General features: G+C 66.2%; 22 protein-coding genes. 16 read left to right on the top strand and 6 right to left on the bottom strand.

Annotated features, from left to right (window positions below; genetic code table 11):
* Positions 1 to 81: 81 nt before the first annotated feature.
* The 16 genes from AC5JBD_RS07005 (at position 82) to AC5JBD_RS06930 (ending at position 15,321) form a co-directional block, all read left to right on the top strand.
* Entirely contained in the window at positions 82 to 681 is a 600-nt protein-coding gene (locus tag AC5JBD_RS07005; RefSeq protein ID WP_495721034.1) for a lysophospholipid acyltransferase family protein, read from the top strand.
* Between the two features lie 7 nt (positions 682 to 688).
* Complete coding sequence (miaB, locus tag AC5JBD_RS07000; protein WP_495721033.1) at positions 689 to 2,014, top strand: tRNA (N6-isopentenyl adenosine(37)-C2)-methylthiotransferase MiaB; 1,326 nt, start codon at positions 689 to 691, stop codon at positions 2,012 to 2,014.
* The gene (locus tag AC5JBD_RS06995; protein ID WP_495721032.1) at positions 2,014 to 3,009 is read left to right on the top strand and encodes a PhoH family protein; all 996 of its coding nucleotides are present in this window, start codon (positions 2,014 to 2,016) and stop codon (positions 3,007 to 3,009) included. Before miaB ends, AC5JBD_RS06995 begins: the two co-directional genes overlap by 1 nt.
* A complete protein-coding gene (gene ybeY / locus AC5JBD_RS06990) occupies positions 3,006 to 3,524 on the top strand; it encodes an rRNA maturation RNase YbeY (protein WP_495721031.1) in 519 nt (172 codons plus the stop codon). Before AC5JBD_RS06995 ends, ybeY begins: the two co-directional genes overlap by 4 nt.
* A gap of 4 nt (positions 3,525 to 3,528) precedes the next feature.
* On the top strand, positions 3,529 to 4,422 hold the full coding sequence (locus AC5JBD_RS06985) for a hemolysin family protein (protein ID WP_495721030.1): 894 nt from the start codon (positions 3,529 to 3,531) through the stop codon (positions 4,420 to 4,422).
* 10 nt (positions 4,423 to 4,432) lie between these two features.
* Positions 4,433 to 5,752 carry a PQQ-dependent sugar dehydrogenase gene (locus AC5JBD_RS06980; protein ID WP_495721029.1) on the top strand — a complete coding sequence of 440 codons (1,320 nt, stop codon included), beginning with the start codon at positions 4,433 to 4,435 and terminating at the stop codon, positions 5,750 to 5,752.
* Positions 5,749 to 6,528 (top strand): enoyl-CoA hydratase-related protein, encoded by a 780-nt coding sequence (locus AC5JBD_RS06975; RefSeq protein ID WP_495721028.1) that lies wholly within the window; start codon positions 5,749 to 5,751, stop codon positions 6,526 to 6,528. Before AC5JBD_RS06980 ends, AC5JBD_RS06975 begins: the two co-directional genes overlap by 4 nt.
* 53 nt (positions 6,529 to 6,581) lie before the next feature.
* Positions 6,582 to 8,114, top strand: coding sequence for an acyl-CoA carboxylase subunit beta (locus tag AC5JBD_RS06970; protein WP_495721027.1), 1,533 nt, complete (start codon positions 6,582 to 6,584; stop codon positions 8,112 to 8,114).
* Entirely contained in the window at positions 8,095 to 8,337 is a 243-nt protein-coding gene (locus AC5JBD_RS06965) for a hypothetical protein (protein ID WP_495721026.1), read from the top strand. Before AC5JBD_RS06970 ends, AC5JBD_RS06965 begins: the two co-directional genes overlap by 20 nt.
* A complete protein-coding gene (mce, locus tag AC5JBD_RS06960) occupies positions 8,334 to 8,753 on the top strand; it encodes a methylmalonyl-CoA epimerase (protein ID WP_495721025.1) in 420 nt (139 codons plus the stop codon). Before AC5JBD_RS06965 ends, mce begins: the two co-directional genes overlap by 4 nt.
* The gene (gene scpA, locus AC5JBD_RS06955) at positions 8,743 to 10,965 is read left to right on the top strand and encodes a methylmalonyl-CoA mutase (RefSeq protein WP_495721024.1); all 2,223 of its coding nucleotides are present in this window, start codon (positions 8,743 to 8,745) and stop codon (positions 10,963 to 10,965) included. The genes mce and scpA overlap by 11 nt, the downstream gene beginning before the upstream one ends.
* The gene (locus AC5JBD_RS06950; protein ID WP_495721023.1) at positions 10,962 to 11,324 is read left to right on the top strand and encodes a hypothetical protein; all 363 of its coding nucleotides are present in this window, start codon (positions 10,962 to 10,964) and stop codon (positions 11,322 to 11,324) included. Before scpA ends, AC5JBD_RS06950 begins: the two co-directional genes overlap by 4 nt.
* A complete protein-coding gene (gene bioB / locus AC5JBD_RS06945) occupies positions 11,321 to 12,313 on the top strand; it encodes a biotin synthase BioB (RefSeq protein WP_495721022.1) in 993 nt (330 codons plus the stop codon). Before AC5JBD_RS06950 ends, bioB begins: the two co-directional genes overlap by 4 nt.
* Positions 12,314 to 12,323: 10 nt before the next feature.
* Positions 12,324 to 14,321, top strand: a complete 1,998-nt coding sequence (locus AC5JBD_RS06940; RefSeq protein WP_495721021.1) for an acetyl-CoA carboxylase biotin carboxylase subunit — start codon at positions 12,324 to 12,326, stop codon at positions 14,319 to 14,321.
* Positions 14,322 to 14,440: 119 nt separating this feature from the next.
* Positions 14,441 to 15,019, top strand: coding sequence for an LOG family protein (locus tag AC5JBD_RS06935; protein ID WP_495721020.1), 579 nt, complete (start codon positions 14,441 to 14,443; stop codon positions 15,017 to 15,019).
* A gap of 71 nt (positions 15,020 to 15,090) precedes the next feature.
* Positions 15,091 to 15,321 (top strand): DUF6894 family protein, encoded by a 231-nt coding sequence (locus AC5JBD_RS06930; protein WP_495721019.1) that lies wholly within the window; start codon positions 15,091 to 15,093, stop codon positions 15,319 to 15,321.
* Here AC5JBD_RS06930 and AC5JBD_RS06925 read toward each other — a convergent pair.
* From AC5JBD_RS06925 to secY, 6 genes are all read right to left on the bottom strand, one after another.
* Complete coding sequence (locus tag AC5JBD_RS06925) at positions 15,318 to 16,535, bottom strand: glycosyltransferase family 39 protein (RefSeq protein ID WP_495721018.1); 1,218 nt, start codon at positions 16,533 to 16,535, stop codon at positions 15,318 to 15,320. The genes AC5JBD_RS06930 and AC5JBD_RS06925 overlap by 4 nt on opposite strands.
* Before the next feature lie 62 nt (positions 16,536 to 16,597).
* Positions 16,598 to 17,956, bottom strand: a complete 1,359-nt coding sequence (gene gdhA / locus AC5JBD_RS06920) for an NADP-specific glutamate dehydrogenase (protein ID WP_495721017.1) — start codon at positions 17,954 to 17,956, stop codon at positions 16,598 to 16,600.
* Between the two features lie 243 nt (positions 17,957 to 18,199).
* Positions 18,200 to 18,463 (bottom strand): hypothetical protein, encoded by a 264-nt coding sequence (locus tag AC5JBD_RS06915; protein WP_495721016.1) that lies wholly within the window; start codon positions 18,461 to 18,463, stop codon positions 18,200 to 18,202.
* Positions 18,464 to 18,506: 43 nt separating this feature from the next.
* Complete coding sequence (locus AC5JBD_RS06910) at positions 18,507 to 18,764, bottom strand: hypothetical protein (protein WP_495721015.1); 258 nt, start codon at positions 18,762 to 18,764, stop codon at positions 18,507 to 18,509.
* Positions 18,765 to 18,844: 80 nt separating this feature from the next.
* On the bottom strand, positions 18,845 to 19,495 hold the full coding sequence (locus tag AC5JBD_RS06905) for an adenylate kinase (protein WP_495721202.1): 651 nt from the start codon (positions 19,493 to 19,495) through the stop codon (positions 18,845 to 18,847).
* Positions 19,496 to 19,527: 32 nt separating this feature from the next.
* Positions 19,528 to 20,895: a preprotein translocase subunit SecY gene (gene secY / locus AC5JBD_RS06900; protein WP_495721014.1), complete on the bottom strand. Its 1,368-nt coding sequence runs from the start codon at positions 20,893 to 20,895 to the stop codon at positions 19,528 to 19,530.
* Positions 20,896 to 20,944 lie beyond the last annotated feature (49 nt).

Below are 20,944 nucleotides of genomic sequence, written 5' to 3'. Positions count from 1 at the left end.
CTTCATTACCTCTGGAAGCTCTTCGGCAAAGCCTCGCCCTGGCCGCGGCGGTTTCTCTTCTGGGTCGGCTTCGCGGCGGGCGTGCGCACCCGCATCGTCGGCGCGCCGCTCCGCAGTCACGTGCTGTTCGTGTCCAACCACCTGAGCTGGCTCGACATCATGGTGATCGCGGGTGCGACGGGGGCCGCTTTCGTCTCGAAGGACGAAGTTGCCCGCTGGCCGGTGATCGGCTGGCTGGCGCGGCTCAATAATACCGTCTTCATCGCCCGCAGCGATCGCAAGGCGGTGCGCGGCCAGGCCGACGCGCTCCGCTCCGCTTTGGCGAGCGGCCAGCCGGTCGCGCTGTTCCCCGAGGGCACAACAGCCGGCGGGATCGAGCTCCTGGCCTTTCGTGCCAGCCTGCTCTCTTCACTTTTCCCGCCGCTGCCCGGCATCCAGGTCCAGCCGGTGGCGCTCGATTACGGCAGCGCCGCGCCCGAGATCGCCTGGGTCGGCGAGGAGTCGGCGAGAGCGAATGCGATGCGCATCTTCGCGCGGAAGGGCAGGCTTCCGGTGACGATCCGTTTCCTGGCGCCGGTCGATCCGGCGGACGCGGCCGATCGGAAGGTGCTGGCACAGCGCAGCCGCGCCGAGATTCAGGAGGCGCTGACGGGTTCCGGACTCAGCCCGGATCGCCTATAGGCGCGCGATGAATTCCCCCAGGACGTTCCACGTCAAATCCTTCGGCTGCCAGATGAACGTCTATGACGGCGCGCGTATGACCGAATTGCTGGAAGCGGAAGGCCTGTCCGCCGCCGCTGAGGCCGGCGCGGCCGACCTCGTCGTGCTCAACACCTGCCACATCCGCGAAAAGGCTGCCGAGAAGGTCTATTCGGACATCGGCCGTCTCCGGCGCGAGGACGGCTCACGCCCGATGATCGCCGTCGCCGGCTGCGTCGCGCAGGCGGAAGGCGCCGAGATCCCGCGGCGCGCGCCGAGCGTCGATATCGTCGTCGGCCCGCAAGCCTATCACCGGCTGCCGGAGATGGTTGCCAAGGCGGGACGCGGCGCGGTCGCTCTCGACACCGACATGCCCGTGGAGAGCAAGTTCGGCGCCCTCCCCGCCCGTCGCCGACAGGGCCCGACAGCCTTCCTGACCGTGCAGGAAGGCTGCGACAAATTCTGCACCTATTGCGTCGTCCCCTACACGAGGGGCGCCGAAATCTCCCGCCCGTGGGCCGCAATCGTCGACGAGGCCAAGGCGCTGGTGGATATGGGCGCGAAGGAGATCACACTCCTCGGCCAGAATGTGAACGCCTGGCAAGGCGAGGACGAGAAGGGCCGGGCGCAGGGCCTCGACGGCCTGATCCGCGCGCTCGACGCGCTGCCGGGGCTCGCCCGCATCCGCTATACGACCAGCCACCCCAACGACATGACCGAGGGGCTGATCCGCGCCCATGGCGAGGTCGAGAAGCTGATGCCCTTCCTTCATTTGCCAGTGCAGTCGGGCAACGACCGCATCCTCAAGGCGATGAACCGCAGCCATTCCACGGCGAGCTACCTCGCCGTCATCGAGCGGGTGCGGGCGGCACGGCCGGACATCGCCCTCTCTGGCGATTTCATCGTCGGCTTCCCCGGAGAAACCGACGCCGACTTCGAAGACACGCTCGAAATCGTGCGGGCAGTGAACTACGCTCAGGCTTACTCGTTCAAATATTCGCCGCGGCCGGGCACTCCGGCCGCCGAGATGGGCGACCAGATCGCGCCGGAGGTCATGGACGAGAGATTGCAACGGTTGCAGGCGCTGATCACCGAGCGGCAGCTGCGCTTCAACCAGGCGAGCGTCGGCAGGCGCACGTCGGTGCTGCTCGAGCGCAAGGGCAAGCGCCCGGGCCAGCTGATCGGCAAGTCGCCCTGGCTGCAGTCCGTCCACCTCGAAACGGGTGCCGCGATCGGCGACCTGATCGACGTCGAAATCCTTTCCGCCGGCCCAAACAGCCTCGCCGGCGCCCAGCTGATGGAGCAGGCCGCCTGATGGCGCAGAAGAAAGCCGACGTCGCCGCCGCACCTCGCGCCAGGCTCGAGCTCGAATTCGCCGAGCCGCACCTGCTCGGGCCCCTGTTCGGCGAGTTCGACCGCAATCTGGTGGCGATCGAGGACCGGCTCGGCGTCTATATCGCCGCGCGAGGCTCGCGCGTGCAGATCGAGGGCGAGCCCGAAGCCGCCGCCCGCGCCCGGGACGTGCTGCAGGGCCTCTACAACCGCCTCGACGAGGGTCAGGACATCGACGCCGGCATGGTCGACGCCGTGATCGCCATGTCGGGGCAGCCGACGCTGGAAGGCATCATCTCGCCGGACGTGTCCGAGCCGCCCAAGGTGATGATCCGGACGCGCAAGAAGACGATCGTTCCGCGCTCCAAGACCCAGGCCGTCTACATGGAGGCCCTGGCGCGCGACGACATGATCTTCGCGCTTGGGCCTGCCGGCACCGGCAAGACCTATCTCGCCGTGGCGCAGGCGGTGCAGCAACTGATCGGCGGCTCCGTCGACCGGCTCATCCTCTCCCGCCCCGCCGTCGAGGCGGGCGAGCGGCTCGGCTTCCTCCCCGGTGACATGAAGGAGAAGGTCGACCCCTATCTCCGCCCCCTCTACGACGCGCTCTACGACATGCTGCCGACCGAGCAGGTCGAGCGCCGCATCGCGTCCGGCGAGATCGAGATCGCCCCGATCGCCTTCATGCGCGGCCGCACCCTCTCCGACGCCTTCATCATCCTCGACGAGGCGCAGAACACCACGCCGCAGCAGATGAAGATGTTCCTGACCCGCTTCGGCATGCGCAGCCGCATGGTGATCTGCGGCGACCCAAAGCAGGTCGACCTGCCCAATCCCGGCATGTCCGGCCTTGCCGACGCGGTCGCGAAGCTGGAGGGCATTCCAAGGATCGCGACCGTGCGCTTCACCTCCGTCGACGTCGTCCGCCATCCGCTCGTCGGGCGGATCGTCGATGCCTATGAGGGTCCGCAATCATGATCCTCGTCGAAGCCGATGCCGACGGAGATTGGGACAGTCGCCTCTCCTGGGGCGATCTGGCAGACAAGGCCGCCCGATCCGCGGTCGCGCAGAGCCGTTTCTCTGGGCTGCTCGACAGCGCCCTTTCCGTCGAACTCTCGGTCCGGTTCACTGACGACGCCGAGGTGAAGGCGCTCAACGCCGCCTATCGCGGCAAGGACAAGCCGACCAACGTCCTCTCCTTCCCCATGGTCGAGCCCGAGCTGCTCGAGCCGCTGGTCGAGGCGGACGGCGGCGAGCTGCTGCTCGGCGATGTGGTGCTGGCCCATGGCGTCTGCGCGGCCGAAGCGGCCGACAAGGGCGTCGCGGTCGAGACCCATGCCGCGCACCTGATCGTTCATGGCACGCTCCACCTGCTCGGCTACGATCATGAAACGGGCGAGGCCGACGCCGAGCAGATGGAACAGGTCGAGCGCGACGCGCTCGCGGCGATCGGGATCGCCGATCCTTATGCAGTGACAGAGGTGCAATCCTAGCCACATGGCAGACGACATAAGTAGCGGCGCCCAGCGAAACGGGCGCACTTTCTGGAGCGGTCTCAGGACCCTGCTCTTCGGCGACGACAGCGAAGCGACGCTGCGCGACCAGATCGAAGAGGCGATCGAGAGCCACGAAGGCGAGGTGCCCGCGGTCGGCGACCTCAGCCATGTCGAACGGCAGATGCTGAAGAACCTGCTCCACTTCGGCGAGCGCGAGGCCGGCGATATTGCGGTTCCTCGCGGCGAGATCATCGCCGTGCCCAGCACCACCAGCTTCGAGGATCTGGTCGCCGCCTTCGCCGAGGCCGGCCACAGCCGCCTGCCCGTCTACGAAGGCAGCCTGGATCAGGTGATCGGCATGGTCCACGTCAAGGACGTGTTCGCGCTGCGCGTCACCGGCGCCAGCCCGCCCGCGGACCTCGGCACATTGCTACGCAAGCCGCTCTACGTGCCGGAATCGATGGGCGTGCTCGACCTCCTCGCCCGGATGCGCGCCGAGCGCGTCCACCTCGCCATCGTCGTGGATGAATTTGGCGGGACCGAGGGACTCGTGACGATCGAGGACGTTGTCGAGGAGATTGTCGGCGACATCGAGGACGAGCATGACGAGGAAGTCACGTCCATGCTGGTCCCGCTGGAGGACGGCATGTGGGATGCCGACGCGCGGGCCGAGCTGGAGGATGTCGCGGAAACCGTCGACGCCCGTCTCGCCACAGTGGAAGAGGATGTCGACACCCTGGGGGGTCTTGCCGTGGTCCTTGCCGGACACGTGCCCCAGCTGGGCGAGATCGTCGAGCATCCGAGCGGCTGGCGCCTCGAGGTTACCGACAGCGACACGCGCCGCGTAAACCGGCTGCGCCTGCACGCGCCGGAGGAGAGCGCGCTGACCGAATGAGGGGGAGCTGATGCGGTTCATCCATCCGGCCGCCGTCGCGGCGTTCCTACTTACCGGCTGCGGTGAAAGCGCAAAGCTGAACGTCACCGACGGCTACGGATCCGATCCCCGGCTGCCTCCGCCGGTCAAGACGATGCTGCCGACGGTCAACATCGCCGACGCGACCGGCTGGCCGGAGGGGCGGATGCCGACCGCCGCCCAGGGGCTGGCGGTGCAGCCCTTCGCCCGCGGGCTCGATCATCCGCGCTGGCTGCTGGTCCTCCCGAACGGCGACGTGCTTGTGGCTGAGACCAACAAACCGGCGCCGGCCGAGAAGCAGGCCGGGGGCATCAAGAGCTGGATCACCAAGAAGGTGATGGAGAAGGCCGGGGCCGGTGTGCCGAGCGCGAACCGGATCAGCCTTCTGCGCGATGCCGACGGCGACGGGATCGCCGAAGTGAAGACGCCGTTCCTCACGAACCTCAATTCGCCGTTTGGCATGGCCCTGGTCGGAAGCACCCTCTACGTCGCCAATGCCGATGCCCTCGTCGCCTTCCCCTATGTCGAGGGTGCCACAAGGATCGACGCGCCGCCGCGCCGGATCGCCGCACTCCCTGCCGGCCGGAACCACCACTGGACCAAGAGCCTGGTCGCCAATGCGGACGGCTCGCGTCTCTATGTCGGGGTCGGCTCGAACAGCAATGTCGCCGAGAAGGGCCTCGACGAGGAAGTGAACCGCGCCGCTATCCTCGAGATCGATCCGGCGCGCGGCGCCACCCGCGTCTTCGCCTCAGGCCTTCGCAATCCCGTCGGCGTGGACTGGAACCCGGAGAGCCGTCAGCTCTGGGTTGCCGTGAACGAGCGCGACGAGCTCGGCAGCGATCTCGTGCCCGATTACATGACCAGCGTCCGCCCCGGCGGCTTCTACGGCTGGCCGTGGAGCTATTACGGCCAGAATGTCGACGCGCGCGTGAAGCCGCCGCGCCCCGACATGGTCGCCAAGGCAATCAAGCCGGACTACGCGCTCGGCCCGCATACCGCCTCGCTCGGCCTCACCTTCTCCGACGGGGCGCGGCTCGGCCCGACCTTCGCCAACGGCGCCTTCGTCGGCCAGCACGGATCCTGGAACCGCAAGCCGAGAAGCGGCTACAAGGTGATCTTCGTCCCCTTCCGGGGCGGCCGCCCGGCGGGCCAACCGATCGACGTCCTCACCGGCTTCCTGAGCGAGGACAAGGCACTCGGCCGTCCGGTCGGCGTCGCCATCGCCCGCGACGGCGCCTTGCTCGTCGCCGACGATGTCGGCAACACGATCTGGCGCGTCGGCGCGCGGGGGGCGCAGGGAGGACAATGAATTTCGAGCATATCCGGCTGGAAGTCAGTCCGGCCGCGGTCGCCACCATCACTATCGCCCGGCCGGACAAGCTCAATGCGCTGTCGGGGCAGACCGTCGACGAGCTCCGCGCGGCAGTGGAGGAGGCGCCGCGGCAGGGTGCCCGCGCCCTGCTGATCACCGGTGAAGGACGAGGCTTCTCGAGCGGCGCCGATCTCGCCAGCGGCGGCGGCCTTCCCGAAGATGCGGGAGCGGCGCTCGAAAAGCATTTCAACCCGCTGATCGAGGCCATATTCGCCCTCCCGATCCCCGTCGTCGCTGCGGTGAATGGCGCGGCGGCGGGTGCGGGCTGCAGCCTGGCGCTGGCCGCAGACATCGTCATCGCCTCGCGTTCCGCCTATTTCCTCCAGGCGTTCGTCAACATAGGCCTCATTCCCGATGCGGGTGCCACCTGGCTCCTCCCCCGCCTCGCCGGCCGCGCCCGGGCCATGGAGATGATGATGCTCGGCGAGCGCATACCCGCCGAGCAGGCGCTGGACTGGGGCCTGATCTCCCGCGTGGTGGAGGATGAACATCTCGCCTCGGAAGCGGTGTTGCTTGCCACCCGCCTCGCACAAGGCCCGACCCTGGCACTCGGCCTGATCCGCAGCCTCGCCCGCAATGCCGAGCAATTGTCCCTGACGGACGCACTCGCCGCCGAGCGCGTGGCGCAGCGCGACGCGGGACGGACGCAGGATTTCCGGGGAGCCGTTATCGCCTTCCTCCAGAAGCACCAGCCTCGCTTCGAAGGGCGCTGATCCGCGCGCGGGCGCGAATTGCCACGCTCCCTCCGCAGTCCTAAGGAGCCGCCATGGCCACGACGATGGAAGAACTCGAAAAACGCCGGGAGCAAGCGAGGCTCGGCGGCGGGCAGGCGCGTATCGATGCGCAGCACAAGAAGGGGCGCCTCACCGCCCGCGAGCGGCTCCAGGTCCTGCTCGATGAGGGCAGCTTCGAAGAATATGACATGTTCGTCGAGCATAATTGCGCCGACTTCGGCATGGAGACGCAGAAGGTGCCGGGCGACGGCGTCGTCACCGGCTCCGGCACGATCAACGGCCGTCTCGTCTACGTCTTCGCGCAGGACTTCACCGTCTTCGGCGGCTCGCTGAGCGAGCGCCACGCGCAGAAGATCTGCAAGGTCATGGACATGGCGATGAAGGTCGGCGCGCCGGTCATCGGCCTCAACGACAGCGGCGGCGCCCGCATCCAGGAAGGCGTCGCCTCCTTGGGCGGCTATGCCGAGGTGTTCCAGCGCAACGTGCTCGCCTCCGGCGTGGTGCCGCAGATCAGCCTGATCATGGGCCCCTGCGCCGGCGGCGCGGTCTATTCGCCGGCGATGACCGACTTCATCTTCATGGTGAAGGATTCGAGCTACATGTTCGTCACCGGCCCGGACGTGGTGAAGACCGTCACCAACGAGGTCGTGACCCAGGAGGAATTGGGCGGCGCCGTCACCCACACGACCAAGTCGGGCGTCGCCGACGTCGCGTTCGAGAACGACATCGAGGCGCTGCTCGCCACCCGCGACTTCTTCGACTTCCTGCCGCTTTCCAACCGCCACGATCTGCCGACCCGGCCGACCGATGACCCCTGGGACCGGGTCGAGGAGAGCCTCGACACGCTCATCCCGGACAGCGCCAACAAGCCCTACGACATACACGAGCTCATCCGGAAGACGGTGGACGAAGGCGATTTCTTCGAGATCCAGCCCAATCACGCCGCCAACATCATCGTCGGCTTCGGCCGGATCGAGGGCCGCACGATCGGCATCGTCGCCAACCAGCCGATGGTGCTGGCCGGCGTGCTCGACATCAAATCGTCCAAGAAGGCCGGCCGCTTCGTGCGCTTCTGCGACGCCTTCGACATCCCGATCATCACCTTCGTCGACGTGCCCGGCTTCCTCCCGGGCGTCGCGCAGGAGCATGAAGGCATCATCAAGAACGGCGCTAAACTGCTCTTCGCCTATGCGGAGGCGACGGTGCCGAAGATCACCGTCATCACCCGCAAGGCCTATGGCGGCGCCTATGACGTCATGGCGTCCAAGCACCTCCGCGGCGACCTCAACTACGCCTGGCCGACCGCCGAGATCGCCGTGATGGGCGCCAAAGGCGCGGTCGAGATCATCTTCCGCAAGGACATCGGCGACCCCGAGAAGATTGCCGCCCGCACCGCCGAATACGAGGAGCGCTTCGCCAACCCCTTCGTCGCCGCGAGCAAGGGCTTCATCGACGAGGTGATCATGCCCCACTCCACCCGCCGCCGTATCGCGCTCGGCCTCCGCAAGCTGCGCGACAAGCAGCTCGAGAATCCCTGGAAGAAGCATGACAACATTCCGCTCTGAGGAGGTGCTGGTCGGGCTGATCGTCTTCGCGGCGGTGCCGTGGATCCTGTGGGTCCTCGTCCGCGGCCAGCGCGACCAGCGCCTTCCGATCGGCCGCGGCCATGTGCGGTTGGACGAGCGTCCGGGTGCTTACCGCGTTCTGTTCCTCTTCTACGTCGTGAGTGCGGCTCTGATGCTCTTCATCTCGGTTGATCTCATGCTGGGCCTCGGAGCGCGGGCATGACTCTCGGCCGGCTCAACCATGTCGGCGTGGCAACGCCATCGATCGAGCAGAGCATCGCCCTCTACCGCGACCTCCTTGGCGCGACCAAGATCGGGGAGCCGTTCGACCTGCCGCCGCAGAAGGTGCGGGTCTGCTTCGTCGACACGCCGAACAGCCAGATAGAGCTGCTGGAGCCGCTCGGCGAGGATTCCCCGATCGCCAAGTTCCTCGAGAGGAATCCGGCCGGCGGGCAGCATCATATCTGCTTCGAGGTGCCCGACATCCATGCCGCCGCAGCGGAGATGACGGCCAAGGGCGCCAAGGTGCTCGGCGAGCCGCGCATCGGCGCGCACGGCACGCCGGTCATCTTCCTGCACCCGAAGGGCACCGGAGGCGTACTTGTCGAATTGATGGAGTTCCCTCGCGGTGAGCACTGAGAGACCTACCATCGAACGCAACACGGGAGAGGATAGCGGCGCGGCGCCGCAGTCGCCTGGCGCCGGGGCGGCCAGCGGCTCCCCGACCGTCGATCATTGGCAGGCCGCCGCTGCCAAGGAAGTGAAGGGCAAGGACGTCACCTGGCACACGCCGGAAGGCATTGCGGTGAAGCCGCTCTACACCGCCGAAGACACGTCTGACCTCGACCCCGGCCTCCCCGGTTTCGCGCCGTTCACCCGCGGCCCCTATGCGTCCATGTATACCGGCCGGCCCTGGACGATCCGCCAATATGCCGGCTTCTCCACAGCCGAGGATTCCAACGCCTTCTACCGCCGCAACCTCGCCGCCGGGCAGAAGGGCCTCAGCGTCGCCTTCGATCTCGCGACCCACCGCGGCTATGACAGCGACCATCCGCGCGTCGTCGGCGACGTCGGCAAGGCCGGCGTCGCGATCGACACGCTCGAGGACATGAAGATCCTGTTCGACGGCATCCCGCTCGGCGAGATGTCCGTGTCGATGACGATGAACGGCGCTGTGCTGCCGGTGCTCGCCTTCTACATCGTCGCCGCCGAGGAGCAGGGCGTCGCCCAGGCGCAGCTGACGGGCACGATTCAGAACGACATTCTGAAGGAGTTCGCGGTCCGCAACACCTACATCTATCCGCCGACGCCCTCGATGCGGATCGTAGCGGATATCATCGCCTACACTTCGGCCAACATGCCGAAGTTCAACTCAATCTCCATCTCCGGCTACCACATGCAGGAAGCCGGGGCGACGGCGGTGCAGGAGCTGGCCTTCACGCTCGCCGACGGCATGGAATATGTCCGCGCTGCGCAGGCGCAGAGGCTGGACGTCGACGCCTTTGCCCCGCGGCTCAGCTTCTTCTTCGGCATCGGCATGAACTTCTTCATGGAGATCGCGAAGCTCCGGGCCGCCCGCCTGCTCTGGCACCGGATCATGGACGACTTCGGCGCGAAGAGCGCCAAGTCGAAGATGCTCCGCACCCACTGCCAGACCAGCGGCGTCAGCCTCACCGAGCAGGACCCCTACAACAACATCATCCGCACCACCGTCGAGGCGATGGCGGCCGTGCTCGGCGGCACGCAGTCGCTCCACACCAACAGTTTCGACGAGGCGATCGCGCTGCCGACCGACTTCTCGGCCCGCATCGCCCGCAACACCCAGCTCGTCCTCGCCGAGGAGACCGGCATCACCAACGTCGCCGACCCGCTCGGCGGCTCCTATTATATCGAGGCGCTAACGAGGGAGATCGCCGACAAGGCCTGGGCGCTGATCGAGGAAGTCGAGACGATGGGCGGCATGACCCAGGCGGTCGCCGGAGGCATGCCCAAGCGTCGGATCGAGGAGGCCAGCGCCGCCCGCGCCGCTGCCGTCGATCGCGGCGAGACGACCATCGTCGGCGTCAACCGCTACCGCCTCAAGGACGAGCCGCCGATCGACACGCTCGAAATCGACAATGCCAAGGTTCGTGCAGGCCAGATCGATCGTCTAGACCGCACCCGCGCCTCCCGCGACGAAGCGGCAGCTCGTGCTGCCCTCGACGCACTCCGTGACGGTGCGCGGAGCGACGCCAACCTTCTCGCCCTCTCGATCGACGCCGCCCGTGCGCGCTGCACATTGGGCGAGATCAGCGGGGCGCTGGAGGACGTGTTCGGCCGCTACGACACCGTGCCGGAGCCGGTCAGCGGCATCTATGGCGGCGCCTATCGGGGCGATCCGCGCTGGGCCGCGGCCGAAAATGGCGTCGGCGCCATCCAGCGCCGGCTCGGCCGCAAGCCGCGGCTGCTCGTTGCGAAGATGGGCCAGGACGGCCACGACCGCGGCGCGAATCTCGTCGCTTCCGCCTTCGCCGATCTCGGCTTCGAGGTCGTCCCCGGCCCGCTCTTCCAGACGCCGGAGGAAAGCGCGCGACTGGCAGTGGAGCGCGACGTCGACGTGGTTGGAGCCTCCAGCCTCGCCGCCGGGCACAAGACCCTCGTCCCCGAGCTGATCGATCGGCTCAAGGAGCTCGGCCGCGCCGACATCAAGGTCGTGGTGGGCGGCGTCATCCCGCCCCAGGATTACGACATGCTCCGCGAGGCCGGCGTCCAGGCCATCTTCGGCCCCGGCACGAACTTGGTTGACGCCGCGGGCGAAGTGCTGAAGCTCCTCGGGCACAACATGCCGCCGCTTGAGGAAGCCGCAGAGTGATCGAAGAGGACGATGCCAGGCTGAAGCCGGTCCCCGGCTCCGAACATTATAGCGAAACTCTGCTCTACGATTATTCGAAATTCCTGACGACGATCTCGCTGCTCGCCCTGGGCGGCATCCTCTCGCTCAGCCAGACGGACGGACTGCGGGACGTCAAGGCCTTCAATCTCGCCTGGTCCATCGGCGCGGTCATCATCGGCGGCATCAGCGCCTTCTCCGTCAGCCACGACATCGTCACCTCGCGTGCGAAGGGGCGGGAACCCTCGCGCTGGGTACGTCCTACCATGTCGATCGCGCTGGCCGGCATCGGCCTCGGGCTTGGCGGTTTCGTCCATATCTTCTGGAAGGCCATCACATGAACGTCCGCCGGGATTGGTCGCGGGGCGAGATCGCCGCCCTGTTCGACCTGCCTTTCCTCGACCTCCTCTACGAGGCGCAGAGCGTGCACCGCCGCTGGCACGCGCCGAACGAGGTGCAGCTCTCGACCCTGCTGTCGATCAAAACCGGCGGGTGCCCGGAGGATTGCGGCTATTGCAGCCAGTCCGCCTTTGCCGAGACCGGCCTCAAGGCCGAGAAACTGATGGACCCGGATGCAGTCCTCGCCGCTGCGGCGCAGGCGAAGGCAGCGGGCTCCGGCCGCTTCTGCATGGGCGCGGCCTGGCGCGAGCCCAAGGACCGCGACATGGACGCGCTCTGCACGATGGTGAGCGGGGTCAAGGACATGGGGCTGGAGACCTGCATGACGCTCGGCATGCTGAGCGACGATCAGGCTGAGCGCCTCGCCGCCGCCGGCCTCGATTACTACAACCACAATCTCGACACCTCGCCCGAACATTATGGCGAGATCATCAGCACCCGCACCTACCAGGAGCGCCTCGATACGCTTGAGCGCGTCCGTGCGTCGGGCATGTCGGTCTGCTGCGGCGGCATCGTCGGCATGGGCGAGAGCCGAGAGGACCGCGTCGGTTTCCTCCACGCTTTAGCCACCCTCCCCGCCCATCCGGAAAGCGTGCCGATCAACGCCCTCGTCCCTATCCGCGGCACCAGCCTTGGCGACAAGCTGCTGGCCGAGCGCGAGAGCAAGATCGACGATCTCGAATTCGTCCGCACCGTCGCCGTCGCCCGCATCACCATGCCCCGGTCAATCGTCCGCCTCTCCGCCGGCCGCGAGAGCATGAGCGAGAGCAGCCAGGCGCTCTGCTTCCTCGCCGGCGCCAACAGCATCTTCACCGGCGACAAGCTGCTGACTACAGGCAATGCCGGTGCCAATGCGGACGCCCTGTTGTTCGAGAAGCTGGGGCTGGTCCCGATGACGAGCGAAGAGCCGGCACGGGTCGCGGCTGAATAGGCGAGGATAGATGTTCAAGAAGATACTCATCGCCAATCGCGGCGAGATTGCCTGCCGCGTCATTCGCACGGCCAAGCGGATGGGCATCAAAACCGTCGCGGTTTATTCCGATGCCGACGCGCGGGCCCCGCATGTGAAGATGGCGGACGAGGCGGTGCGGCTCGGCCCGCCGCCGGCCGCCGAGAGCTATCTGCGCGCCGACCTGATCCTGCTCGCCTGTCAGGAGACGGGCGCGGAGGCCGTGCATCCGGGCTACGGCTTCCTCTCCGAGCGCGAGAGCTTTGCGCGGCTGCTGGCCGAGAACAACATCGCCTTCATCGGGCCGCCGCCGAAGGCGATCGCCGCGATGGGCGACAAGATCGAGTCCAAGAAGCTGGCCAAGGAAGCCGGCGTCAACGTCGTGCCCGGCTATCTCGGAGACATCGCGAGCACCGACGAGGCGGTCCGCATCGCGGGCGAGATCGGTTATCCGGTGATGATGAAGGCTTCTGCCGGCGGCGGCGGCAAGGGCATGCGCCTGGCCTGGTCCGAAAAGGACGTGCGCGAGGGCTTCGAGGCGACCCAGCGCGAGGGGCTGTCGAGCTTCGGCGACGACCGCGTCTTCATTGAGAAGTTCATCGAAAGCCCCCGCCACATCGAGATCCAGGTACTCGGCGATCAGCACGGCAACATCCTTTACCTCGGCGAGCGCGAATGCTCGGTGCAGCGCCGCCACCAGAAGGTGGTCGAGGAAGCCCCCTCCCCCTTCGTCACGCCAGAGATGCGCAAGGCGATGGGCGAGCAGGCCGTCGCCCTCGCCCGGGCCGTCGGTTACTACAGCGCCGGCACGGTCGAACTGATCGTCAGCGGCGCCGACCCGAGCGGCAAGAGCTTCTACTTCCTCGAGATGAACACCCGGCTCCAGGTCGAGCATCCGGTCACCGAGCAGGTGACCGGCCTCGACCTTGTCGAGCAAATGATCCGCGTGGCCGCCGGCGAGAAGCTCGGCTTCACGCAGGACGATGTGAAGCTCAGCGGTTGGTCGATCGAGAACCGCGTCTATGCCGAGGACCCCTATCGCGGCTTCCTTCCCTCAACCGGCCGACTGGTCCGTTACCAGCCGCCGCGCGCCAAGGAAGGCGTCCGCGTCGATGACGGTGTGTTCGAAGGTGGCGAGGTGTCGATGTTCTATGACCCGATGATCGCCAAGCTGATCACCTGGGGGGACACGCGCGGGGCCGCGATCGATCGGCAAATCGAAGCGCTGGACCGCTTTGTCGTCGAAGGCATCGGCCACAACGTCGATTTCCTCTCCGCGCTGATGCAGCATCCGCGCTTTCGCGAAGGGCGGCTCACCACCGGCTTCATCGCCGAGGAATATCCGGAAGGCTTCCAGGGCGCGCCCGCCGACCCGCAGCTGATCGAGGATCTTGCGGTCATCGCCGGCCTGATCGCGGTCGAGACGGCGCATCGCGCTTGCTCGATCGATGGGCAGCTCGGCACCGAGATCCTGCCGCCGGCGGAGCAGGTCGTCCGCATTGCCGGCGAGGAGCACCGCCTGCGCTTCGACGGCTTCGACGGCGGCCTGATCGCCTACCTCGACGAAGGCGAGGGACGCGAGCTGATCGGCCGCTGGCAGCCTGGGCAAAGCCTGTTCAAGGGCACGATCGACGAGCGCAGCCGCACTGTGCAGGTCGCCCGGGCGGGACGGCAGTGGCGCCTCACCACCCGCGGCGCCCAGCATGTCGTGGACGTGCTGCCGGCGCATGTGGTGGAGCTCAGCCGCCACATGATCGATAAGATCCCGCCCGACCTTTCCAAGTATCTGCTCTGCCCGATGCCGGGACTGCTGACGGCGCTCCACGTTGGCGAAGGTGACAAGGTGGAGGCGGGACAGCCGCTCGCCGTCGTCGAAGCGATGAAAATGGAAAACATCCTGCGTGCCGAGAAGGCGGGCACCGTCGCCATCGTGGTCGCCCAGCCCGGCGACAGCCTCGCGGTCGACCAGGTCATCCTCGAGTTCGAGTGAAGCTTTCCCACCCCACCCGTTCGGCCTGAGCTTGTCGAAGGCCCGCCCTTCTCTCTAGGAGCTGAAGGGAAAGACGGGGCTTCGACAGGCTCAGCCCGAACGGAAATTTGGATCGAAGCATGCGCATCTGCGTCTACACCGGCTCCCGCCCGGGCAGCCGGCCCGAATATGAGCAGGCGGCTGTGTCGTTCGGCACCCTGCTAGCGCGCGAAGGCATCGGCCTCGTCTATGGCGGCGGCCGCCTCGGATTGATGGGCGTGGTCGCCGATGCGGCGCTAGCGGCGGGCGGCGAGGTGACCGGGATCATCCCGCAGAAGCTGCTCGATCTGGAGGTCGCCCATACCGGCCTCAGCGAGCTTCACGTCGTCCACTCGATGCATGAGCGCAAGGCGATGATGGCAGATCTGTCCGACGGCTTCGTCGCTCTTCCCGGCGGCATTGGAACGCTGGAGGAATTATTCGAGGTCTGGGCTTGGCTCCACCTCGGCTATCATGACAAGCCGTGCGGGCTGCTCAACGTCTGCGGCTTCTACGACCCGCTGATAACGTTCCTCGACAGCATCGTGACCGAAGGCTTCCTGCGCGCCGATACGCGCGCGATGCTGTTCGCGGATGATGATGGGGAGCGGCTCCTGGGCGCGCTCCGCAACGCTCCCGATCGTGAAAGCTATTCGCTCCTGGATCGGGACGAGCTTTGAGTTTTCGCAGTTAACGGCGCGCTAACGCTCTTTATCCGCAACGATGCCGTGGCGGCCTGCGTTCGTCCCCCATGCCTAGATTCTTCTTTCATTTTCAGGACGACGCCGGCCGCTTGGCCGACCGCCAAGGTATGACACTGCCGGACGCGGAAGCGGCCTGGTATCAGGGTGTGCGCAGCGCCCGCGAGATTACGCTCATCGCCGGCCGCGCCGGTGCCGGTTGCCGGATCGAGATCGAGGACGAGAAGGGCGAAGCTGTCGCGGCCGTGCCATTCGAGGACCTGATCCGCGTCGGCGTCTAGCGCCAGCTGTCGAACCACATCCAGGCAAGGAACGCATCGTCGCCCGCCAGCGGCACGGCTGACAGGATTGGATAGAAATAAGCGAACAACGCCGCCGAAAGGGCAATGAAGGCGGGCGGGAGCAGGCGCAGACGGCCGCCGCGGCAGAAATGATGGAAGGCCGCGGCCAGTGCCAGCGGCAGGAACAGGGCCGGCAAATAGTAATAATAATAGAAGCCGATCTTCTTCGGGATCAGCGCCCAGATTCCGTAGGAGAAGACCCACAGGGCCGCGACCAGCAGCAGCCTCGGATCGCGGGCGCGTAAGCCGCCGACGATGCAGGCCAGCACGGCGATCAGACCGCCCCACATGATCGCAGGATTGCCGATCAGCAGCACGCCCCTCAGCACGTCCACCTTCTCGTAAAGGTACCAGATCGGCCGCCCGATCTGCGGCCACTGCCACCAGTCGCTCTGATAGGGATGGTGTGCGAGCGGCTGCGTCTGCCGCTCGTAGATGATCAATTGGTGCGGGATGAGCTGTCTGAGGCTGAGCGAGTTCTCTGCAACAAAGAAGGCGGGCGCAAAGGTCGCGAGGTAGACGATCGAAGATAGCCCGCCGAGCCAGAAGGCCCCTTCAAGCAGCGAGACGCCCCGCCACCCCCTTCTCTTCATCAGCACGAAGGCGGCGCCCATCGCGACCGCGTAAGGGATGACCAGCCACTTTGATCCGACCGCCAGTCCGAGCAACACAGCGCAGGCGATCAGCCGGATGCGAACACCCCGCTCTCTTCCGTAGCTGTCGATCAGGCACCAGAGCGCCAGCAGCAGGAAGGCGCTCATATAGACGTCCAGCATCGCGATCCGCGCCTGGACGAAGAGCAACTGGTTGAGGAGCGCGAGCAGCCCGGCCGTGAGGCTGACGCGAACGTCGCGGAACAGGCTCTGCGCGATCAGGAAGATGGCGGCGAGGCTGGCGCAGCCGAAGAATGTGCTCATCAGCCGCCAGCCGAGCGGCGTGTCGCCGAACAGCAGCATCGACAGCCCGATCAGCGTCTTTCCCACGAGCGGATGCTCGATGTTGCGGTAGGCGATCCCCTGGATCAGGTCCCGCGCGGCCGGGACATAATGGGTCTCGTCGAAATATGGCTGCAGCGGATGCTGCAGATTGACGAGGAAGAGCAGCTCGGCTGCGACCAGCAGGAAGACAAGCGCCTGCGCCGGGGTTGGTCGCACAAAGCGAAACGGCGCGGCAGAGCCGCGCCGTTCCTCAAAACCGGCCTTGTGCCGGCGAGCGTTCAAACAACCCCGTAGGCCAACATGGCATCGGCGACCTTTTTGAAGCCTGCAATATTGGCGCCCCTGACATAGTCGATGTGGTTGGTGCCGGCCTTGCCGCCATATTCGGCGCAGCGCTCGTGGATCCCCATCATGATGTCCTTGAGCAGCTGCTGGAGCTCAGCTTCCTTCCACGAGATGCGCGCCGAATTCTGGCTCATCTCGAGGCCGGAGACGGCGACGCCGCCGGCATTGGCGGCCTTGCCCGGCGCGTAGAGGATCTGCGCCTTCTTGAAGACGTGCACGCCGTCCAGGTCGGTCGGCATGTTGGCGCCTTCCGACACCGCGATGCAGCCATTCTTGACGAGCGTCTCGGCTTCCTGACCGTTGAGTTCGTTCTGGGTAGCGCACGGCACTGCCAGGTCGCAGGGCACGCCCCACGGCCGCTTGCCGGCGTGGAATTCCGCGCCCGTAAATTCCTGCGCATAATCGGAGATGCGGCCGCGGCGCTTGGTCTTGTGCACCTTCACCCAGTCGACCTTCTCCTGCGTGATGCCGTCCGGATCGTAGATGAACCCTTCGGAATCGGAAAGCGTCAGCACCTTTCCGCCGAGCTGCAGGATCTTCTCGGCCGCGTGGGTGGCGACATTGCCGGAACCGGAAATGACGGCGCTCTTGCCTTCCACCGAATTGCCGACGTGAGCCAGCATGTTCTGCATGAAGTAGACCGCACCGTAGCCGGTCGCCTCGGTGCGGATCAGCGAGCCGCCATATTCGAGGCCCTTCCCGGTCAGCACGCCTTCGAAGCTGTTGGTGATCCGCTTATACTGGCCGAACATGTAGCCGATCTCGCGGCCGCCGACGCCGATGTCGCCGGCCGGCACGTCGATGTTGGCGCCCACATGGCGGTAGAGCTCGGTCATGAAGCTCTGGCAGAAGCGCATCACTTCATGGTCGCTCTTGCCCTTCGGATTGAAGTTGGCGCCGCCCTTGCCGCCGCCCATCGGCAGCCCCGTCAGCGCGTTCTTGAAGGTCTGCTCGAAAGCCAGGAACTTCAGCACGCTCTCGGTGACCGAGGGGTGGAAGCGGATGCCGCCTTTATAGGGGCCGATCGCATTGTTGTTCTGGACCCGCCAACCGCGCTGGACGCGGATATTGTTGTTGTCGTCCTGCCAAACGACGCGGAAGCTGATCACCCGGTCCGGCTCGGCGATGCGGCGCAGGATCTGCCAGCGGTGATATTGCTCCTTATCGGCGATGAAATCGAAAATGTCTTCGGCGACTTCCTGGACCGCCTGGACGAATTCGGGCTGGCCCGGATTGCGGCGCTTTACGCCCTCGATAAAGCCGTTGAGATCGACGTGGTCCGACAATGCCATGATGACAACTCCCCCTTTGTTGCTGTGATGCGGCCCCGAAAAGCGACTCCGATAGAGGAGTCTTGCTGGCCCATGCATAGCACGTTTCGAAGCGAGGCTAGTGCCTTAAAGCTGCGCCTATGTCGTCTTGGTCGTCCCAAGCTGCGCCTTCGTCGAAGGCGCAGCCTCTATTTGGGGGCGTTTGCTGCGATCGACGAAGCGGCTCGGCGATCACTTGGCCAAGCCGGCTTGACGAAATCGACTCTAGCCGATCGGGCCGAGCGGGGACCGGCCGGGCCGCAGCACGGCGTTCCGTTCGAACTTCCACATTTCGTGCTTGGCCCTGAATTCAGCCCGTTGCCAATCGGCACGGGTGAGGCAGACCCGGTTGAAGCGGATCCGGGAGCCCGTCTCCTGAAGATCGCGGCACTCGAGCGCGTCCGTGCGCGACTGCTCCTTCGCGTAGATGGGCACGGCGCCCGCCAGGTTCACGTCGAGCAATGCAACCAACAAAGCGAGGCTCATCATGTGACTGCTCCCGTTGATGCGCGGGCCAGGCAGGTGTCGGAGGCTAGCGCGGCTCCCTGAGCTCGCTCGGCGTCACGCGGCTGCGCTCCATCTTCCAGGCCTCGTGCTTGGCGGCATTCTCCGCCCGCTCCCATTCCGACTTCGTCTTGCACACGCGATTGCTCCTCGTGCGGGAGCCGGATTCATCGAGAGTGCGGCAGACCATGCGGTCGCCGGAGGACTTTTGCGAGCTGTCCGCAGCGGCAGCCGCCGTGGCCGAGAATGTCGCGGCCGTTGCCACCGCCAGAACGAAACGCAGCATCAATTCGCTCTCCTCTGCCGAGCAGGGAGCAAATTACATCAATGCCCTGGCAACGGCAACCGGCAGTGCGGCGCCGACGGTCAGGGCTTGTCGAGGATCGCTTCGATCGCGCCGTTCACCTCGTCGATCGGGGCCATCCCGTCGACATGGGCAACGATGCCGCGCGCCTCGTAGATGGGGAGGATCGGCGCCGTCTTGGCGCGATACTCGGCGAGGCGTGTGCGGACCGCCTCCGCATTGTCGTCGGCGCGGCGCTTGAATTCGTCCGATCCGCAGACGTCGCAGACCCCTTCGATCTTCGGCAGCTTGAAGCTGTCGTGATAGCCGGTGCCGCACTTGGCGCAGGAGAAGCGGCCGGTGATGCGGGCGACCAACGCCTCCTCATTGACGGACAGCTCGATCACATGGTCGAGCGTGCGGCCCCGCTCCTCGAGCAGGCTGTCGAGCGACTGCGCCTGGGCCTCGGTGCGCGGATAACCGTCGAAGATGACGCCACTGGCAGTATCCGGCTCGTCCAAGCGGGCGCCCAGGATCTGGCTCATCAGGTCGTCCGGGAAGAGCTTCCCCGCCTTCATGATCTGGTCCGCCATGCGGCCGATCTCGGTGCCGGCCTTGACCGCGGCGCGGAGCATGTCGCCGGTCGAGAGCTGGACCATGCCGCGCTCCCGCATCAGCCGCTCGGCCTGGGTGCCCTTCCCCGCGCCGGGAGGCCCCAGCAGGATGATGTTCAAGGGCCTGCCTGCCATTGTGGCAGGGGCCGTGCTCACCTGGCTCTCCCGCCCTTGAGCTTCGCCTTCTTGATCAGATCGCCATATTGATGGGCGATCAGGTGGCTCTGGATCTGCGTCACCGTATCCATCGTCACGTTGACGACGATGATCAGACTGGTGCCGCCCAGATAGAAGGGAATGCCGGCCCGGGCGATCAGCCATTCGGGAATGAGACAGGTCAGCGTGAGGTAGGCCGCCCCAATCACGGTGATGCGCGTCAGGACGTAGTCGAGATATTCCTCGGTCCGCTTGCCCGGACGGATGCCCGGGATGAAGCCGCCATAGCGCTTCAGATTGTCGGCCGTCTCCTCCGGGTTGAACACAACCGCGGTGTAGAAAAAGCAGAAGAAGACGATCCCGGCGCCGTACAGGAACATGTAGAGCGGCGCACCGTGCTGGAGCGCGGTGGTGACGGTGATCAGGATGTCGCCCCAGGTGCTCTCGCCCTGCACGCGATTGCCGGCGAACTGCGCGATCGTCAGCGGCATCAGCAGCAGCGACGAGGCGAAGATCGGCGGGATCACGTTCGACGTGTTGATCTTGAGCGGAAGGTGCGAGCGCTCCGCCTGCATCTGGCCGCGCGCGGTCTGGCGCTTCGGATACTGGATGAGGACGCGGCGCTGGGCGCGCTCCATGAAGCAGATGAAGATGATCAATGCGGCGGCCAGGGCGAGCACGCCGATGATCACGACCGGCGACAGGGTCCCGGTGCGGCCGCCCTCGAACGCCTGGGCGATCGCCGTCGGCAGCTGGGCGACGATGCCCGCCATGATGATCAGCGAGACGCCGTTGCCGATACCGCGGCTGGTGATCTGCTCGCCGAGCCACATCAGGAACATGGTGCCGCCGACCAGGCTGATCACCGTCGTGACGCGGAACATCATGCCTGGATCGATGACTGCCGATCCGCCGCCCCCCTGCCCCCAGCCCTCAAGGCCAACGGCGATGAAGTAGCCCTGGATCGCGCAGAGGAAGACGGTGCCGTAGCGCGTATATTGGTTGATCTTCTTGCGGCCGCTCTCGCCTTCCTTCTTGAGCGCGGCGAGCGTCGGCGACATCGAGGTCGCGAGTTGCACCACGATCGAGGCGGTGATGTAAGGCATCACGCCGAGCGCGATCAGGCTCATGCGCTCCAGGCTGCCGCCCGAGAACATGTTGAAGAAGTCGAGCACGCCGCCGCGGGTCGTGTTGAAGAGCGCGTTCAGCGCGCGCGGGTCGATGCCGGGCAGCGGCACGAACGACAGCAGGCGGAAGATGATCAGTGCGCCAAGGGTGAACCAGAGGCGCTTCTTGAGCTCGGTCGCCTTGGCGAAATTCTGCAGGCTGATATTGGCTGCCAGTTGTTCGGCGGCGGATGCCATGGATCGTCGGACCTTAAAACGGATGCGGCGGCGGAAGGAGAAAATCCCG

The sequence above is a fragment of the Allosphingosinicella sp. genome, from assembly GCF_059502505.1.
This window is presented reverse-complemented; position numbering and strand designations above follow the sequence as displayed.

Coding starts and splice junctions, on each gene's coding strand:
- AC5JBD_RS06940 (WP_495721021.1), top strand. CDS start 12,324: ATGTTCAAGAAGATACTCATCGCCAATCGCGGCGAGATTGCCTGCCGC.
- miaB (WP_495721033.1), top strand. CDS start 689: ATGAATTCCCCCAGGACGTTCCACGTCAAATCCTTCGGCTGCCAGATG.
- bioB (WP_495721022.1), top strand. CDS start 11,321: ATGAACGTCCGCCGGGATTGGTCGCGGGGCGAGATCGCCGCCCTGTTC.
- AC5JBD_RS06985 (WP_495721030.1), top strand. CDS start 3,529: ATGGCAGACGACATAAGTAGCGGCGCCCAGCGAAACGGGCGCACTTTC.
- secY (WP_495721014.1), bottom strand. CDS start 20,895: ATGGCATCCGCCGCCGAACAACTGGCAGCCAATATCAGCCTGCAGAAT.
- AC5JBD_RS06910 (WP_495721015.1), bottom strand. CDS start 18,764: ATGCTGCGTTTCGTTCTGGCGGTGGCAACGGCCGCGACATTCTCGGCC.
- AC5JBD_RS06995 (WP_495721032.1), top strand. CDS start 2,014: ATGGCGCAGAAGAAAGCCGACGTCGCCGCCGCACCTCGCGCCAGGCTC.
- AC5JBD_RS06930 (WP_495721019.1), top strand. CDS start 15,091: ATGCCTAGATTCTTCTTTCATTTTCAGGACGACGCCGGCCGCTTGGCC.
- gdhA (WP_495721017.1), bottom strand. CDS start 17,956: ATGGCATTGTCGGACCACGTCGATCTCAACGGCTTTATCGAGGGCGTA.
- ybeY (WP_495721031.1), top strand. CDS start 3,006: ATGATCCTCGTCGAAGCCGATGCCGACGGAGATTGGGACAGTCGCCTC.
- AC5JBD_RS06915 (WP_495721016.1), bottom strand. CDS start 18,463: ATGATGAGCCTCGCTTTGTTGGTTGCATTGCTCGACGTGAACCTGGCG.
- AC5JBD_RS06970 (WP_495721027.1), top strand. CDS start 6,582: ATGGCCACGACGATGGAAGAACTCGAAAAACGCCGGGAGCAAGCGAGG.
- AC5JBD_RS06965 (WP_495721026.1), top strand. CDS start 8,095: ATGACAACATTCCGCTCTGAGGAGGTGCTGGTCGGGCTGATCGTCTTC.
- mce (WP_495721025.1), top strand. CDS start 8,334: ATGACTCTCGGCCGGCTCAACCATGTCGGCGTGGCAACGCCATCGATC.
- AC5JBD_RS06935 (WP_495721020.1), top strand. CDS start 14,441: ATGCGCATCTGCGTCTACACCGGCTCCCGCCCGGGCAGCCGGCCCGAA.
- AC5JBD_RS06980 (WP_495721029.1), top strand. CDS start 4,433: ATGCGGTTCATCCATCCGGCCGCCGTCGCGGCGTTCCTACTTACCGGC.
- AC5JBD_RS06975 (WP_495721028.1), top strand. CDS start 5,749: ATGAATTTCGAGCATATCCGGCTGGAAGTCAGTCCGGCCGCGGTCGCC.